At 71.8% G+C, this 14,679-nt stretch carries 11 protein-coding genes, 1 tRNA gene and 1 pseudogene; 5 read left to right on the plus strand and 8 right to left on the minus strand.

The window, feature by feature from the left end:
* Positions 1 to 3: 3 nt before the first annotated feature.
* On the minus strand, positions 4 to 969 hold the full coding sequence (locus tag JG616_RS01120; protein ID WP_199362134.1) for an RluA family pseudouridine synthase: 966 nt from the start codon (positions 967 to 969) through the stop codon (positions 4 to 6).
* A 444-nt stretch (positions 970 to 1,413) separates the two neighbouring features.
* On the opposite strand from JG616_RS01120, the gene JG616_RS01125 reads away from it, so the two are divergent.
* The gene (locus JG616_RS01125) at positions 1,414 to 4,839 is read left to right on the plus strand and encodes an Rne/Rng family ribonuclease (RefSeq protein WP_199391411.1); all 3,426 of its coding nucleotides are present in this window, start codon (positions 1,414 to 1,416) and stop codon (positions 4,837 to 4,839) included.
* A gap of 21 nt (positions 4,840 to 4,860) precedes the next feature.
* Here JG616_RS01125 and JG616_RS01130 read toward each other — a convergent pair whose 3' ends face one another.
* From JG616_RS01130 to serS, 4 genes are all read right to left on the minus strand, one after another.
* Positions 4,861 to 5,511, minus strand: a complete 651-nt coding sequence (locus JG616_RS01130) for a response regulator (protein ID WP_199362136.1) — start codon at positions 5,509 to 5,511, stop codon at positions 4,861 to 4,863.
* A gap of 91 nt (positions 5,512 to 5,602) precedes the next feature.
* A tRNA-Ser gene (locus tag JG616_RS01135) sits at positions 5,603 to 5,690 on the minus strand.
* 123 nt (positions 5,691 to 5,813) lie between these two features.
* Entirely contained in the window at positions 5,814 to 6,782 is a 969-nt protein-coding gene (locus tag JG616_RS01140; RefSeq protein WP_199391412.1) for a LysR family transcriptional regulator, read from the minus strand.
* Between the two features lie 141 nt (positions 6,783 to 6,923).
* The gene (gene serS, locus JG616_RS01145; protein WP_199391413.1) at positions 6,924 to 8,264 is read right to left on the minus strand and encodes a serine--tRNA ligase; all 1,341 of its coding nucleotides are present in this window, start codon (positions 8,262 to 8,264) and stop codon (positions 6,924 to 6,926) included.
* 104 nt (positions 8,265 to 8,368) lie between these two features.
* Here serS and JG616_RS01150 point away from each other — a divergent pair, with 104 nt between their 5' ends.
* Together JG616_RS01150 and JG616_RS01155 are read left to right on the plus strand one after the other, a co-directional pair.
* Positions 8,369 to 8,989 (plus strand): energy transducer TonB, encoded by a 621-nt coding sequence (locus JG616_RS01150; RefSeq protein WP_199391414.1) that lies wholly within the window; start codon positions 8,369 to 8,371, stop codon positions 8,987 to 8,989.
* A gap of 80 nt (positions 8,990 to 9,069) precedes the next feature.
* Positions 9,070 to 9,666, plus strand: a complete 597-nt coding sequence (locus JG616_RS01155; RefSeq protein ID WP_199391415.1) for an energy transducer TonB — start codon at positions 9,070 to 9,072, stop codon at positions 9,664 to 9,666.
* A 37-nt stretch (positions 9,667 to 9,703) separates the two neighbouring features.
* Here the strand turns inward: JG616_RS01155 and aroA are convergent.
* Positions 9,704 to 11,092: pseudogene (gene aroA, locus JG616_RS01160) on the minus strand (3-phosphoshikimate 1-carboxyvinyltransferase); the annotation flags it as partial.
* Complete coding sequence (serC, locus tag JG616_RS01165; protein WP_199391417.1) at positions 11,025 to 12,131, minus strand: 3-phosphoserine/phosphohydroxythreonine transaminase; 1,107 nt, start codon at positions 12,129 to 12,131, stop codon at positions 11,025 to 11,027. The gene serC and the pseudogene aroA, both read right to left, overlap by 68 nt.
* A 136-nt stretch (positions 12,132 to 12,267) precedes the next feature.
* Between serC and msrP the strand changes: the two genes are divergently transcribed.
* Together msrP and JG616_RS01175 are read left to right on the plus strand one after the other, a co-directional pair.
* Entirely contained in the window at positions 12,268 to 13,236 is a 969-nt protein-coding gene (gene msrP / locus JG616_RS01170) for a protein-methionine-sulfoxide reductase catalytic subunit MsrP (RefSeq protein WP_199391418.1), read from the plus strand.
* 25 nt (positions 13,237 to 13,261) lie between these two features.
* Positions 13,262 to 13,894 (plus strand): protein-methionine-sulfoxide reductase heme-binding subunit MsrQ, encoded by a 633-nt coding sequence (locus JG616_RS01175; protein WP_199391419.1) that lies wholly within the window; start codon positions 13,262 to 13,264, stop codon positions 13,892 to 13,894.
* On the opposite strand, the gene JG616_RS01180 is transcribed toward JG616_RS01175, so the two are convergent.
* On the minus strand, positions 13,871 to 14,653 hold the full coding sequence (locus tag JG616_RS01180; RefSeq protein ID WP_199391420.1) for an FHA domain-containing protein: 783 nt from the start codon (positions 14,651 to 14,653) through the stop codon (positions 13,871 to 13,873). The two genes, JG616_RS01175 and JG616_RS01180, sit on opposite strands and share 24 nt — an antisense overlap.
* Positions 14,654 to 14,679 lie beyond the last annotated feature (26 nt).

Below are 14,679 nucleotides of genomic sequence, written 5' to 3' on the forward strand. Positions count from 1 at the left end.
CGCTCAGGCCAGCCGGTCCAGCGCCTCGACCAGGTCCGGCGCCAGGGGCGCGGTGAGCACGTAGGGCACGCGTCCGCCGTCGAGCGCGAATTCCAGCGACGCCGCGTGCAGGAACAGCCGGCGCAGCCCGATCCGGTCGCGCAGGCGGCGGTTGGCCTCGGCGTCCCCGTACTTGTCGTCGCCGGCCACGGCATGGCCGATGTGCCGCGCGTGCACGCGGATCTGGTGGGTGCGACCGGTCTCGATCCGGACCTCGCAATAGGACTGCCCCCCGCGCCGCTCGAGCACGCGGAAGTGGCTGAGCGAAGGCTTGCCTGCGGGATCGACCTGGACGTGGCGCTCGCCGCCCTGGCGCAGGCCGACGTGCAGCGCGGCATCGACGCTCATGACGCCGTCCGGCATCCGCCCGAGCAGCAGGGCCAGGTACCGCTTGCGCAGCCCCGCCCCGGCATCCTCGCGCAGCAGGGCCTGGAGCTCGGAGAGGGCCGAACGCTTCTTGGCCACCACCATCAGGCCGGAGGTGTCGCGATCAAGCCGGTGCACCAGCTCCAGCTCCTGGTTGGGCCGCAGCGCCCGCAGGGTCTCGATCACCCCGAAGCTGATGCCGCTGCCGCCGTGGCTGGCCACGCCCGACGGCTTGTTGATGGCCAGCAGCCGGGCGTCCTCGAACACGATGCTGGCCGCCATGGCCTCCATCAGGCCCGGCGCCGGACTGCCCTTGTCCGCGGGATCCTCGATCCGCACCGGCGGGATGCGGATCTCGTCACCGCCCTCGAGGCGCCGGTCGGCGCGCACGCGGCCCCCGTTCACGCGCACCTGGCCGCTGCGCACGATCTTGTAGACCAGCGAGCGTGGCGCCCCCTTCAGGTACCCGAGCAGGAAGTTGTCCAGCCTCTGGCCATCGCGGTCCTCGGCGATCCGGACCGTGCGTACGCCGCCGGTGGCTGGGGTCTTGCCTGCATCGGTCATCTGGAGCTCCTGGTGCGGCGGGGTGCCCTCTGGGGCATCCGACCTGAATTCTTTTTCTGCTACACTCGGCGAGCGAGATAAGGTCCTGATTTCGCTGGAAGTTCGCCGGCCAAAAGCCGCTCTTCCGCGAGTCCCTCCAGAGCGCGGCCACTGCCCCCGGGGCAGCCATGTTAGCGGTTGGACGGCAGGTCCTGTGATCGCCCGGTGCCTGGCACCGGCGCTGAACATGTCCCGCGCGGCGCGCAGGCCAGTCCCTATCCGGACCGGCATGCGCAGCCGCCGGCCCGAAACAGACTGCAATATGGAACAAGCGCTCCCGCGGTCCGCCGTGGTGTGCAGCGCTGGAAGCAACCAGGGCCGCCTGGCGCTCACGCGCCGGCGGCGGGCCACATCCAGGCGAAACGCCCCGGCGTTCCGCGTGCGAGAGCGCGCGAGGACGCAACAATGAAGCGAATGCTGATCAACGCGACGCAGGCCGAGGAGCTGCGCGTTGCCATCGTCGACGGCCAGAACCTGTACGACATCGACATCGAGCAACCGTCGAAGGAACAGAAGAAGTCCAACATCTACAAGGGCCGCATCACCCGCATCGAGCCCTCCCTTGAAGCCGCCTTCATCGAATACGGCGCCGAACGCCACGGCTTCCTGCCGCTGAAGGAAATCTCCCGCGACTACTTCGCCTCCGGCGTCGACCACAACAAGGCCGGCATCAAGGAGCTCCTGCGCGAAGGCCAGGAAGTGGTGGTCCAGGTCGACAAGGACGAGCGTGGCAACAAGGGCGCCGCCCTGACCACGTTCATCTCGCTGGCCGGCCGCTACATGGTGCTGATGCCGAACTCGCCCACCGCCGGCGGCGTCTCGCGCCGGATCGAGGGCGAGGACCGGGCCGAGCTCAAGCGCGCGATGGACGCGCTGCAGATCCCCGACGACATGGGCGTGATCATCCGCACCGCCGGCGTCGGCCGTGACGCGGAAGAGCTGCAGTGGGACCTCGACTACCTGCTGTCGGTCTGGAAGGCGGTGGCCGAGGCGGCGCTGTCGAAGCCGGCCCCGTTCCTGATCTACCAGGAATCGCGCCTGATCATCCGGGCGCTGCGTGACTACATGCGCGCCGATGTCGGCGAGATCCTCGTCGATACGCCGGAGATGTACGAGGAGGCGAAGGAATTCGTCGAGCAGGTGATGCCGCACAACCTGCGCAAGCTCAAGCACTACACCGACGACGTGCCGCTGTTCAACCGCTTCCAGATCGAGTCGCAGATCGAGAACGCGTACGAGCGCACCATCCGCCTGCCCTCGGGCGGCGCGCTGGTGATCGACCAGACCGAGGCGCTGACCGCGGTCGACGTGAACTCGGCGCGCGCCACCAAGGGCGGCGACATCGAGGAAACCGCGTTCCACACCAACCTCGAGGCGGCCGATGAAGTCGCCCGCCAGCTGCGCCTGCGCGACCTCGGCGGCCTGGTGGTGATCGATTTCATCGACATGTCGTCGAACAAGCACCAGCGCGACGTCGAGAACCGCCTGCAGAACGCGCTCAAGTATGACCGTGCGCGCGTTCAGCTCGGCCGTATCTCGCGCTTCGGGCTGCTCGAAATGAGCCGCCAGCGCCTGCGCGCGAGCCTGGGCGAGTCGAGCCAGATCGTCTGCCCGCGCTGCGAGGGCCATGGCCGCATGCGCAGCGTCGAATCGCTGGCGCTGGCGATCATCCGCCTCGCCGAAGAGCACGCGATGAAGGACAACACCGGACAGGTGCTGGTGCAGGCCCCGGTCGAGATCGCCAACTACCTGCTCAACGAGAAGCGCAGCGCGCTGCGCGAGATCGAGTCGCGCCACAAGGCGCCGATCGTGATCGTGGCCGACGAGCTGCTGCATACGCCGCACTACGAAGTGACCCGTCTGCGCGCAAACGAGCTCGACGAGGAGTCGGCCAAGCCGAGCTACCGTCGCGGCACGCCGCGCAAGGTCGCGACCATCGCGCTCACCAAGGCCAACCTGAACGTGCCGGCGGCCGCCGTCACCAAGGTCCAGCATGCGAGGCCGGCCCCCGTGCGCGAGCCCCGCCCGGAGCCCGTGGCGGCCCCGGAGCCGGCGCCTGCGCCTGCACCGGTCGCCGCGGCACCCGTCGCGGCGCCGCTGGCTGCCAGCGGTGGCATCGTCGGCTGGCTGAAGGCGCTGTTCGTCGGCCAACCCGGTGCGGACAGCCCGAAGCCGGCGGCCGCCGCCTCCGGCGAGCCGCGTCGCGGTGAGCGCGGCGATCGCGGCCCGCGCCAGGAGCGCGACGGCCGTGGCAACCGCAGCGCCAGCGAGCGCCGCGACGGCGGCCGCCGTGATGGCCGCCGTGGTGGCGGCGAGCAGGGCCAGGCCCAGGGCGGCAGGCAGAAGGCCTCCGGCCAGAACGGCCAGGGTGCGCAGTCCGCGTCCGGTGGCCAGAACGGCCAGTCCAGCGCGCCGAAGCCGCCGCGCGAGAAGCAACCGCGCGAGAAGCCGGTGCGCGAGACGCGCGAGCGCGGCGACGGCGAGCGCAACGGCCAGGGCCGCGGGCGTCGCGGCGAGCAGGGCCAGGGCAAGGCTGAGGGTTCGTCGCAGGACGCCGTCGAGACGCTGGCGACGTCCGCCCTCGCGGCGACGCCCGTCGCCGCCGCGGCCGCCGCAACTTCGGCAGCCGATGAGCAGGCGGTGGTGCGTCCCGTGCCGGTGGCCGAAGCGCCCCGCCAGGCGACGCCCGCCAGTGACGACGTCGCCAACCCGCGCGTGCGTCCCACGGACGATGCCCTGGACACCGGCGACGATGCCGGCCATGACGAGGACAGCGGTGACGAGTCGGGTGATGGCGCGCAGAAGCGCCGCCGTGGCCGCCGTGGTGGCCGTCGCCGCCGTCGCGGTGGTGCCGAGGGTGCGGCAGCCGACGCCGTTTCGACGGTGGATGGCGAGTCGGCCGAAGATACCGCGGACGTGCCGGTTGCCCGCAGCTCGCAGCCGGAGTTCGATTTCTCCGACGACGAGGGCCAGGCGCGCCCGGCGCCCCGGCGCAGCGATCGGGCGACGCCGGCGGCTGCCGCCACGGTCGCCGTCTCCGCGGCGGATGACACCACGCCTTCGCAGCGGGTGATGCCGCGCGCGGACGCAGCCGCCGTGACCGAGGAGTCGAAAGACGCGCCGCAGGCACTCGAGGCCTCGCCGACGCGTTCCGACGCGCCGGTCCAGGTCGACGCGATCGCCGCCGGCACCGTGGATGTGGCCGACGCCGCCGCCACGGCGGCAGCGGCTGCTCCGCCTGCGCCGGTGGCGGCGGAGACGGCAGCAGCACCTTCGACGGCCCCCGCAGATGTCCGCCATGCAGCGGATCGCCAGGACGCGGTCGCTGCGAAGGACGCGGTTGCCGAGAAGGACGCGACAGATGCCAACGCAACGCCCGCCCTTGCTGCAGCGGAGGTCGCAGCGCCGGCTCCTGCCGTGGCGGAAGTTGCGACGCCGGCTCCTGCAGCGGCAGAAGTTGCAGCGCCGGCTCCTGCAGCTCCAGCCGTAGTCGCGGCATCGGACGTGGGCGCCACGAGCGCCGCGGCCCCCGCCCGTGGTGCGGACGCCGCCGCCAAGTCGAACGCTGACGCCGCTGCCGAACGCAGCAGCGCAGCCGCCGACGAGCCACCGCCGGCCCCGCGGCCGTCACGCGGCCTGTTCGATGGCCCCGAAACGGCCGGTGCCGACGACGCGCCCGCCAGCGCCGATGCGGCGGTCGACGGGAGCGCGGTGCAGGAATCGCCGGCCGCCACGGCCGCGGTCCAGGCGTCGGACGCCAGCCGTTCCGCCGGCACGGATACGGATGCCGATGGAAGCGATCAGGAGGACCAGGCGCCGACCGGCGCCTGATCCCGGGCCACCCCCGCGCCGCTAGACGATGGCGTGCGCGGGGTCGGCCATGCCGTACTGGCTGGCCAGGCGGGCGAGCGCGATGCTGTCGTGCACCCGCAGCTTCTCGAACAGTCGCGTCTTGTGCGTGTTGATGGTCTTCGCGCTCAGGCTCAGCCTGCGCGCGATTTCCTCCTGGCGCATGCCCTGGATCAGCAGCATCGCCACTTCGGTTTCACGCGGCGACAGTGCGTCGAACGGCGACTCGCTCGCGTCCAGGCCTGACAGGGCCAGCGACTGCGCCACCCGGCTTGCGAGGAACCGGCGCCCCGACGCCACTTCGCGCACCGCGCGCAGCAGTTCACGCGCATCGCCACCCTTCCCGACGTAGCCGGCCGCGCCCGCGGCGATCATGCGCTTGGGCATGGGGCCGTCCTCGAGCACCGACACCACGATCACTTTCGGCCCGTATTCGCCGCGCACGATGCGCTCGGTGATTTCGAGCCCACTGACGCCTGGCAGGTGCAGGTCGCAGAGCACGATGTCGGGCTTCAACGCACGGATTTCCGGCAAGGCCTCCTCGCCGCTCTCCGCTTCACCCACCACTTCGATGTCGGCCTCGGCCGACAGGATCATGCGCATCCCTGCGCGAACCAGTGCGTGGTCATCCACCACGTAGACCCTGATGGTCATCCTTGTCCCCTCGTGAGACGTTCTTGGATCCCCCAGCGCGAGGCTAACCGTGACGTCGGGGGGGCCGCAAGCGTGGGAGCCATCGCATTCATGGCGGAAGAGGTGGGATTCGAACCCACGAATGGTTGCCCATTGCCGGTTTTCAAGACCGGTGCCTTCAACCGCTCGGCCACTCTTCCGGGAACGCGTCGCGGCGTTGCCCGACGCCAGGCCGGACAGCGGTCCGACGTGCGCGGGCAGCGCCGCGGGATTGTCGCATGCGCCGCGACGCAGGGCGCGCCATCGCGGCGCGCCCGCCGCGTCTACGCGGCCTTGGCCGGGCCCGGATCCGCGGCGTCGCGACCGGTGCCCTGGCAATCCAGGCGCGAAGCCTCGATCAGCGGCGGCAGGCGTTCGGCGAGGAAGTCGATGAACACGCGCACCGCCGGCAGCAGGCCGCGCCGTGATGCGAACACCAGGTGCGCGATGCCCTGTGGCAGGCGCCATTCCGGCAGCACGACTTCCAGTTCGCCGCTGCGCACGGCGTCGGCGCACAGCGTCTCCGGCAGCATGGTGATGCCGAGGCCCTGCCGGGCCAGGGCCATCAGCATCGGGAAGTCGAAGCCGGCCACGCGCGGCTTGAGCTCGATGCGGCGGGTCTCGCCGTCGGCACCCTGGAGCTCCCAGCGCTGCCGCACTTCGTCCTCGCCCATGGTCATGGTGGTGTGGTCGTTGAGCTCCTCCGGCGTGGAGGGCCGCCCCGCGCGATCGAGGTAGGTCGGGCTCGCCACCAGCAGCTCCTGGATCTGGCCGAAGCTGCGCATGACCAGGCTGCCGTCGTCATCGAGCTTGTTGCGCACGCGGATGGCGACGTCGAAGCCCTCGTTGATCACGTCGACGCGGCGGTTGGAGACATGCATCTGCACGCGGACCTGCGGATAGCGCGCGAGGAACTCCGGCAGCAGCTGCGGCATCTGCTGCTGCGCGAGGCCCACCGGAACGCTGGCGCGCACCACGCCGCGGGGCTCGGCGCTCAGGCGGTCGACCACTTCGCGCGCAGCGGTCGCTTCGGCCAGCATCGACTGTGCGTGGCGGTACACACTCTGCCCGACGTCGGTGACGGCGAAGCGGCGGGTCGAACGCTGCAGCAGGCGGACGCCAAGCTCGGTCTCGAGCTGGCTGATGCGCCGCGACAGCCGCGACTTGGGAATGCCCAGGGCACGTTCGGCAGCTGCGAAGCCGCTGTGGTCGACGACCATGGCGAAGTAATAGAGATCGTTCAGATCCTGCATCGCGACCGCTCCGGTAGAACAATGGAGCCATATTTGACCATTTTTCGGCCTGTTTCGCAACGAACGGGCCGGAAACGGGCTAACAGCTGCCCCGGGAGGCGGCCATTACGACCCGTCAAGGATGGCCGCGCCGCCGCCGGCTCAGGAAATCGACGCGAGCCCGCCCATATAGGGCCGAAGCACCTCGGGCACCGTGATCGAACCGTCGGCCTGCTGGCGGTTCTCCATCACCGCGACCAGCGCACGCCCGACCGCCACGCCCGAACCGTTGAGCGTGTGCACCAGCTCCGGCTTCGCACCGGCTTCGGCACGCCAGCGCGCCAGCATGCGGCGGGCCTGGAAGTCGCCGCAGTTCGAGCAGGATGAAATCTCGCGCCAGGTCTGCTGCGACGGCAGCCACACCTCGAGGTCGTAGGTCTTGCGCGCGGCGAAGCCCATGTCGCCGGTGCACAGCAGCATGCGCCGGTACGGCAGTCCAAGCCGCTCCAGCACGGTCTCCGCGCAGCGGGTCATGCGCTCGTGCTCGGCGTCGCTGTCCTCGGGCGGGGTGACCGAGACCAGCTCGACCTTCTCGAACTGGTGCTGGCGGATCATGCCGCGGGTGTCGCGGCCATGGGCGCCGGCCTCGGCGCGGAAGCACATCGAGTGCGCCGCCATGCGCAGCGGCAGGCCGGTGGCCTCGATGATCGAGTCGGCCACGAGGTTGGTCAGCGGCACCTCGGCGGTCGGGACCAGGTAGCGCCGGGAGGCGGACTCGCCCTCGCCCACCACGGTCGAGAACAGGTCGTCCTCGAATTTCGGAAGCTGTCCCGTGCCGCGCATGGACGTGGCGTTGACCAGCACCGGGACGCTGGTCTCGGCGTAGCCGTGTTCGTCCACGTGCAGGTCGAGCATGAACTGCGCCAGCGCGCGATGCAGGCGCGCGAGCTGCCCGCGCAGCACGGTGAAGCGGGCGCCGGACAGCTTCGCCGCGGCCTCGCCGTCGAGCCAGCCGTTGCGGGCACCCAGGTCGACGTGGTCGCGGACCTCGAAATCGAACTCGCGCGGGGTGCCCCAGCGGTGCTGCTCGACGTTGCCGGACTCGTCCACGCCATGCGGCACGCTCGCGTCAGGCAGGTTCGGCAGGCCCAGCGCGACGGCCTCGAGCTCGCCGCGGATGCGTTCGAGCTCGACCTCGGACGCCTTGAGCTCCTCGCCGAAGCCGGCCACTTCGGCCTTGAGCGCGTCCGCGCGCGCGCGATCCGCGTCCGCCTGCTCCAGCTCGCCGGCGGCGGTCAGCCGGGCCAGCGATCCCATCAGCTTGCCGATGTCCTTGCTGCGCGTGTTGCGCAGGTTCTGCAGCTCCTGGGTGCGGACCTGCAGCGACTTGCGCTCGGCCTCCAGGCGCTCCAGCGCGACGGCATCCAGCGCGAAGCCGCGGCTTTCGCCCAGGCGTGCGGCCAGGGCGGCAGGGTCTTGGCGCAGCAGGTTGGGATCGAGCATCGCGTCGCCTCGTGAGTGTCGGGCCGGCCATTATCGCGCGTCACCGCGGGGTTTGCTCCGCGGCCCCATGGCAGAATCGGGCCAACGCGATGCCAAGGTCCCCCATGTCCCAGACGCCCCCGCGCAGAAGCCTGCCCCTTCCCACCCTCCGTGGCTGGTGGCTCGTGGCCGCTGGCCTGGCTGCTGGCCTGATCGTGTTCCTGCTCCTGTGGATGGGGCAGCGCGGCGACACGCCCTACCGCCCCGACGAGCAGCCTCCGGCCGCGGCTGCGCCGCTCTTCCGACCGCTGCCGGCACCACCGGCGTCCGGCACCGCAGCGACATCGCCGCCGCCCCTGCCTGATGCCACTGGATCCGGTGACCGCATCGAAGAGCCTGCCGCGCCGGATCCCGATGCCCGGGCCGCCGCCGAAGCCGCCCCCGCACCGGTGGCCGCGCCCGTCGAGCTGTCCGCAAGCTCACCGGTGCCGATCGAGTCGCCGAGCCCGCGCTACCCGACGCGCGCACTCCGGCGCGGCGAGTCCGGGGAAGTGCTGCTGCGGATCCAGGTGGACGCGCGTGGCGTGCCCGCGCAGGTGGACGTGGCGTCGAGCAGCGGCTCCAGGGACCTCGACCGCGCGGCCGTGGCCGCCGCGCAGCGCTGGCGCTTCCGGCCGGCGATGCGCGATGGCGCGCCGGTGTCCGGCGTGGTCAACGTGCCGATCGCCTTCAACAGGGCACGCTGAGGCCTCGCGGGCGGCGCACACGCGCCGTCAACCCCGCATGTGGAAGCCTCGGGCCACCGACGCCGCCCGAGGAGCGCGCCATGGCCAATCCCGATCCGCAGACCCCGCCCCCGTCGCGACCGCCGGAGGAACCCCGGCGCAGGACCGCCGCGCCCCTGCTCTGGTTCGTGTTGCTGCTGGCCCTGCTGGCCTTCGGCTGGTTCATCTACAACCAGCGCTCGGGCATGGGTCCGGCGCCGGAGGCCCTGCCCCCACCGCCCGTGGCCATCGGTGACGGACAGGATGCCGCGGCCGAACGCGAGCGCACCGAGGACGACGCGCGACGCGCCAGCCGCGAGGCGCGCGCCGCCGACGAGCGTGACCGAACCCGGACGACTGCCCCGGCGCCCGCATCGGCAGGGCCGGATCGCGAGGCGTCGCCATTGGCCCGGGTCGAACCCGAGTATCCGGTCGAGGCCTATCGCAGGCGCGAAGAGGGCACGGTGCTGGTCGGCGCGAACGTCGGCGCGGACGGCAGGCCCGCAAGCGTCGAGGTGATCCGCCGCAGCGGCTCGCGCGCGCTCGATCAGGCCGCGGTGGACGCCGTGCGCCAGTGGACCTTCGAGCCTGCCGTGCGCGGCGGCCGGACGGTGGCTGCCGACGTCCAGGTCCCGGTGACCTTCCGCATCGACCGCTGAGGCGGCTTCCAGTCCGGGCGCGCCGGTCCCGCGCGAGTCAGTCCGGCGCGAGGGGACGCAGGCCGAATCCCGCCGCCTGCGCGAGCGCCTCGAATCCCGGAAACGACGTGGCGACGTTCGCGACGTCCGCGATCCGCACCTCGCCGGTGGCCATCTGCGCGGCGACGGCAAAGGCCATGGCGATGCGATGGTCCCCACGGCTGTCGACCCGCCCGCCACGCAGCGCGCCGCCTTCGATCACCAGGCCATCCGGTGTCTCGTCCACGCGCGCGCCGAGCGCCTGCAGCCCCGCCGCCATTGCGCTGATGCGGTCGGATTCCTTGACCCGCAGTTCGGCGGCACCCGAGACCCGCGTGCGGCCCCGGGCACAGGCCGCAGCCACCGCGAAGACCGGGAATTCGTCGATCATGTCCGGGACCAGGGCAACCGGCAGGTCGATGCCGCGCAGCGGCGCATGCTGCACGGAGATGTCGACCACCGGTCCGCACAGCCCTTCGCGGCGTCCGGTCTCGCGGATGTCCGCGCCCATTCCGCGTAGCGCCTCCAACAACCCGGTGCGTCGCGGGTCGACGCCCACCGCGCGCAGCAGCAGCGACGAACCCGGCACCAGGCAGGCCGCGACGATGAGAAATGCCGCCGAGGAGAAGTCGCCCGGCACCGCGATGTCCCGCGCCACCAGGCGATGTCCGCCGGACAGCCGCGCCTCGCCGGGCGACCAGGCCACCGGCCAGCCGAAGGCGGCGAGCATGCGCTCGGTGTAGTCGCGCGTGGGATGCGGCTCGCGCACGCTGGTCTCGCCGCGGGCATAGAGGCCCGCCAGCAGCACGGCCGACTTCACCTGCGCGCTCGCCACCGGTGATTCGAACCCGATCCCGTGCAGCGCGCGCGGGCCGCTGATCCGCAGCGGCGGCCGCTCGCCGTCGTCGGAGGCGATGTGCGCGCCCATGCGGCGCAGCGGCGACATCACCCGCAGCATCGGCCGCGCGGACAGCGAGGCATCGCCGGCAAGCACGGTGTCGAACGCCTGCCCCGCCAGCAGGCCCGCCAGCAGGCGCATCGCGGTACCGGAATTGCCGCAGTCGAGCACGCCCGCGGGCGCATGCAGGCCGTCGAGTCCGACCCCGTGGACGATGCGGCACGCGGACGACGGCGCTTCGATGCGCACGCCCATCCGCGAGAAGATCGCCGCCGTGGCGCGGGTGTCCTCGCCTTCGAGGAAGCCGTCGATGCGCGAGCAGCCGTCGGCCAGCGCGGCGAACATCACCGCCCGGTGGGAAACCGACTTGTCACCGGGCACTTCGAAGCCGCCCGACAGCGCGCGACCCGGCGATGCCAGCCAGTCCTGGCGCAACCCGTCCTCAGCCATGGCGGCGCTGGAAGTCCTGCATGAGGTCGACCAGCGCCTGCACGCCTTCCAGCGGCATCGGGTTGTAGATCGACGCGCGCATGCCGCCGGTGACCCGGTGGCCCTTCAGTCCGATGAGTCCGGCCTCGCGCGCCTGCGCCAGGAAGGCTTCGTCGAGCGCCGGGTCGTGCAGGAAGAACGGCACGTTCATGCGCGAGCGCACCGCGCGGTCGACCTCGTTGCGGTAGAAGCCGCCGGAGCCGTCGATCGCGGCATACAGCAGCCCGGCCTTGTCGTCGCTGCGGCGTGCAAAGGCCTCGACGCCGCCCTGCTCGAGCATCCAGCGGAAGGTCAGGCCGGCCACGTACCAGTTCCAGGTCGGCGGCGTGTTGAGCATCGAGTCGGCGGCCAGCTGCAGCCGGTAGTCGAAGATGTCGGCACGCGGCTGCCCGGCGCGCGCCAGCAGGTCCCTGCGCACGATCACCACGCCGATGCCCACCGGGCCCAGGTTCTTCTGCGCGCCGGCATAGATGGCACCGAAGCGCGGGATATCGACCGGCTCGGACGCGATGCTGGAGCTGAAGTCGGCGAACAGCGGCACGTCGCCGGTATCGGGGAACGCATGCCCACCCGGCTTCGAAGGACGGAACTCCACGCCGTGGATGGTCTCGTTGGCGGTGACGTGCACGTAGGCCGCGTCCTTCGACAGCTTCCACTGGTCCACCGGCGGGATGCTGCGGTAGCCGTCGGCCTCGCTGCTCGCCGCCACGTTGAGGTCGACGTACGGCGCCGCCTGCCGGGTCGCGGTCGCGCCCCAGTGGCCGGTGAGCACGTAGTCGGCGCGCTGGCCGGGCGCGGCGAAGTTCAGCGGCAGCAGCGCCTGCTGGGTCGTGGCGCCACCGGGGAGGAACAGCACCGCATAGTCGGCCGGAATCGCGAGCAGCTCGCGCAGGTCGGCCTCGGCGCGCGCGGCGATGTCGATGAACTCGGCGCCGCGATGGCTGATCTCGACGATCGAGGCGCCGGCGTCGCCATATTCCAGCATGGTGGCACGCGCTTCGAGCAGCACGGATTCGGGCAGCATCGCGGGGCCGGGGCTGAAATTGTAGGCGCGCGCCATGGCGGATCCTCGGGTCACGGGGGACGATCCAGTATGCCGCAACGCAACACCGGGCATGCACCGGCGGCGCGCGACCGCGCATGCACGGGTCCGCGCGTAGGATGAATCCCCTGCACAGTCCCGCGAGGAATATCCGATGGCCCGCAGCCGCCTTCCGCCCGTGCCGGAGTCCGCGATCACCGGCGAGGCGGTCTACCGCGACCGCCGCCGGTTGCTGAAAGCCCTCGCGCTGGCACCGGCGCTGACGGTCGCCGGCTGCCGAGGCGAGCCACCGCCGCCGGTCGACGTCCCCCGCGCCACGGCCGCCGCGCGCAGCGGAGGCTTCGGCACCGACGAGGCCCGGACCCGCTACGAGGACGCCACCTCGTACAACAACTTCTACGAATTCGGCAGCGGCAAGGCCGATCCCTCGCGGGCGGCGAAGACCCTGGTCACCTCGCCCTGGTCGGTCGCGGTCGGCGGCGCGTGCGCGAAGCCCGGCACCGTCCCGCTGGAGACCCTGCTCAAGGGCCTGGCGCCCGAGGAGCGCGTCTACCGGATGCGCTGCGTGGAAGGCTGGTCGATGGTCATTCCCTGGCTGGGCGTGCCGCTGGCCGACGTGCTCAGGCGCTTCGAGCCGACCTCGGACGCGAAGTTCGTCGCCTTCACCACCCTCGCCGACCCGCGCCAGATGCCCGGCATCCGCGCGCCGATCATCGACTGGCCGTATCGCGAAGGGCTGCGCATCGACGAGGCCATGCATCCGCTGACCCTGCTCGTGACCGGCATGTACGGCCGCGCGCTGCCGCAGCAGAACGGCGCGCCGCTGCGCCTGGTCGTGCCCTGGAAGTACGGCTTCAAGGGCATCAAGTCGATCGTGGCCATCGAGTTCCTGCGCAAGGCGCCGCCGACCTCGTGGAACGACATGCAGCCGCGCGAGTACGGCTTCTTCGCCAACGTGAATCCGGCGGTGGACCACCCGCGCTGGAGCCAGGCGACCGAGCGCCGCATCGCCGGCGACGCCAACCGCCTGTTCGCCGACCGCATCCCCACCCGGCCGTTCAACGGCTATGCCGACCAGGTCGCCTCGCTTTACCAGGGCATGGACCTTGCGCGCTGGTACTGAGCGGAAGGCTTCCGGCGCGTGGGGAATGGCCGTCGCCAAGGCGGTCGTGCACGCGCTGGCGCTCGCGCCGCTCGCCCTGCTCGGCTGGAAGGCCTGGCAGGTCGGAGGCAGTGACATCGACGCGCTCGGCGCGGATCCGGTCGCCGCCATCGAACACGAACTCGGGCTGTGGGCGCTGCGGCTGCTGCTGGTGACGCTGGCGATCTCGCCGCTGCGCCAGTGGCTGGGGCGCCCGGAGCTGTTGCGCTTCCGCCGCCTGCTCGGGCTCTGGGCCTTCGCCTATGCCAGCCTGCATTTCAGCGCGTGGCTGGTACTGGACCTGCGCGGCTGGTGGAGCCAGGTCTTCGTGGAGATCGCCGAGCGGCCCTATATCACCGTTGGCTTCGCGGCATGGCTGCTGCTGCTTCCGCTGGCCGTGACCTCGACCCGCGGATGGATGCGCCGCCTGGGCCGCAACTGGGGCCGCCTGCACCGCTTGGTCTACGCCATCGCGGTGCTCGCGGTGCTGCACTTCTGGTGGGTGGTGAAGTCGGATGTCCGCGAACCGCTGCTGTACGCGGCGATCCTTGCCGTCCTCCTCGGATGGCGCCTGCTCCGCCGGCGCAGCCGGACGACGCGACCGGTCGTCCCCGCGTCAGCCCGTACCGAACAGCAGTAGCAGGGCCAGCAGTCCCGCCAGCAGGGCCGCCGCAAGCACCAGCCACGGCAGGTGCATCACGCCGCGGGTGCGTCCCACGGACGCCTCCGCGCCCGCATCGTCCGCATCGTGGGTCGGCGTAGCCGTGGGTCCGACCGGCGCCTCGAGCACGAAGCGGTGGTGGGCATCGAACACCACCTGGTCGCCCGGCTTCAGCACCGCGTCGCGCACCGGTTCGCCATTGACCAGGCTGCCGTCGGCCGATCCGAGGTCGCGCAGCACCACGTCGCCGCGCAGCAGCTCCAGGCGGGCGTGGCGCTCGGCGAAGGCCGGTTCGTCGATGCGGATGTCGGCCTCGTGCGCACGTCCGACCAGGCGCGGCCGCTCGAGCGTGAAACAGCGGCCGTGGTAGCGGCCGCCCACGCCGCGCAGCACGATGCGCACGTCGCCGGGCTCGCCGGTGCTGTCGCCGAAGCCACCCGTGGGCTGCGCCGGTGCCCGCGAGGACACCAGGCGGATGCCGCTGCCATCGACGAAGATCGCGTCGCCGACCCGCAGCATCGCCATGCGCAGCACCGGCCTGCCGTTGACGTGCACGCCGCGCGTGCCGTCCGGCACGGCCAGCCATACACCGCGGCGGTCGACGCAGAAATTCACGATCGGCGACGCCTCGACCGGCTCCAGGCCGGCGCCGTCGCGCGACCGGCCCACGCCGTGCACGCCTGCGGAAAGCGGATGGTCGTTGCCAGCGGTGTCGAAGCGCAGCCTGAGGGTGTCCATGCGCGGGGGAATCTATCACGCGCGGG

Source organism: Luteimonas sp. MC1895 (assembly GCF_016457215.1).
Classification (GTDB): domain Bacteria; phylum Pseudomonadota; class Gammaproteobacteria; order Xanthomonadales; family Xanthomonadaceae; genus Luteimonas.

Coding starts and splice junctions, on each gene's coding strand:
- JG616_RS01120 (WP_199362134.1), bottom strand. CDS start 969: ATGACCGATGCAGGCAAGACCCCAGCCACCGGCGGCGTACGCACGGTC.
- JG616_RS01125 (WP_199391411.1), top strand. CDS start 1,414: ATGAAGCGAATGCTGATCAACGCGACGCAGGCCGAGGAGCTGCGCGTT.
- JG616_RS01130 (WP_199362136.1), bottom strand. CDS start 5,511: ATGACCATCAGGGTCTACGTGGTGGATGACCACGCACTGGTTCGCGCA.
- JG616_RS01140 (WP_199391412.1), bottom strand. CDS start 6,782: ATGCAGGATCTGAACGATCTCTATTACTTCGCCATGGTCGTCGACCAC.
- serS (WP_199391413.1), bottom strand. CDS start 8,264: ATGCTCGATCCCAACCTGCTGCGCCAAGACCCTGCCGCCCTGGCCGCA.
- JG616_RS01150 (WP_199391414.1), top strand. CDS start 8,369: ATGTCCCAGACGCCCCCGCGCAGAAGCCTGCCCCTTCCCACCCTCCGT.
- JG616_RS01155 (WP_199391415.1), top strand. CDS start 9,070: ATGGCCAATCCCGATCCGCAGACCCCGCCCCCGTCGCGACCGCCGGAG.
- serC (WP_199391417.1), bottom strand. CDS start 12,131: ATGGCGCGCGCCTACAATTTCAGCCCCGGCCCCGCGATGCTGCCCGAA.
- msrP (WP_199391418.1), top strand. CDS start 12,268: ATGGCCCGCAGCCGCCTTCCGCCCGTGCCGGAGTCCGCGATCACCGGC.
- JG616_RS01175 (WP_199391419.1), top strand. CDS start 13,262: ATGGCCGTCGCCAAGGCGGTCGTGCACGCGCTGGCGCTCGCGCCGCTC.
- JG616_RS01180 (WP_199391420.1), bottom strand. CDS start 14,653: ATGGACACCCTCAGGCTGCGCTTCGACACCGCTGGCAACGACCATCCG.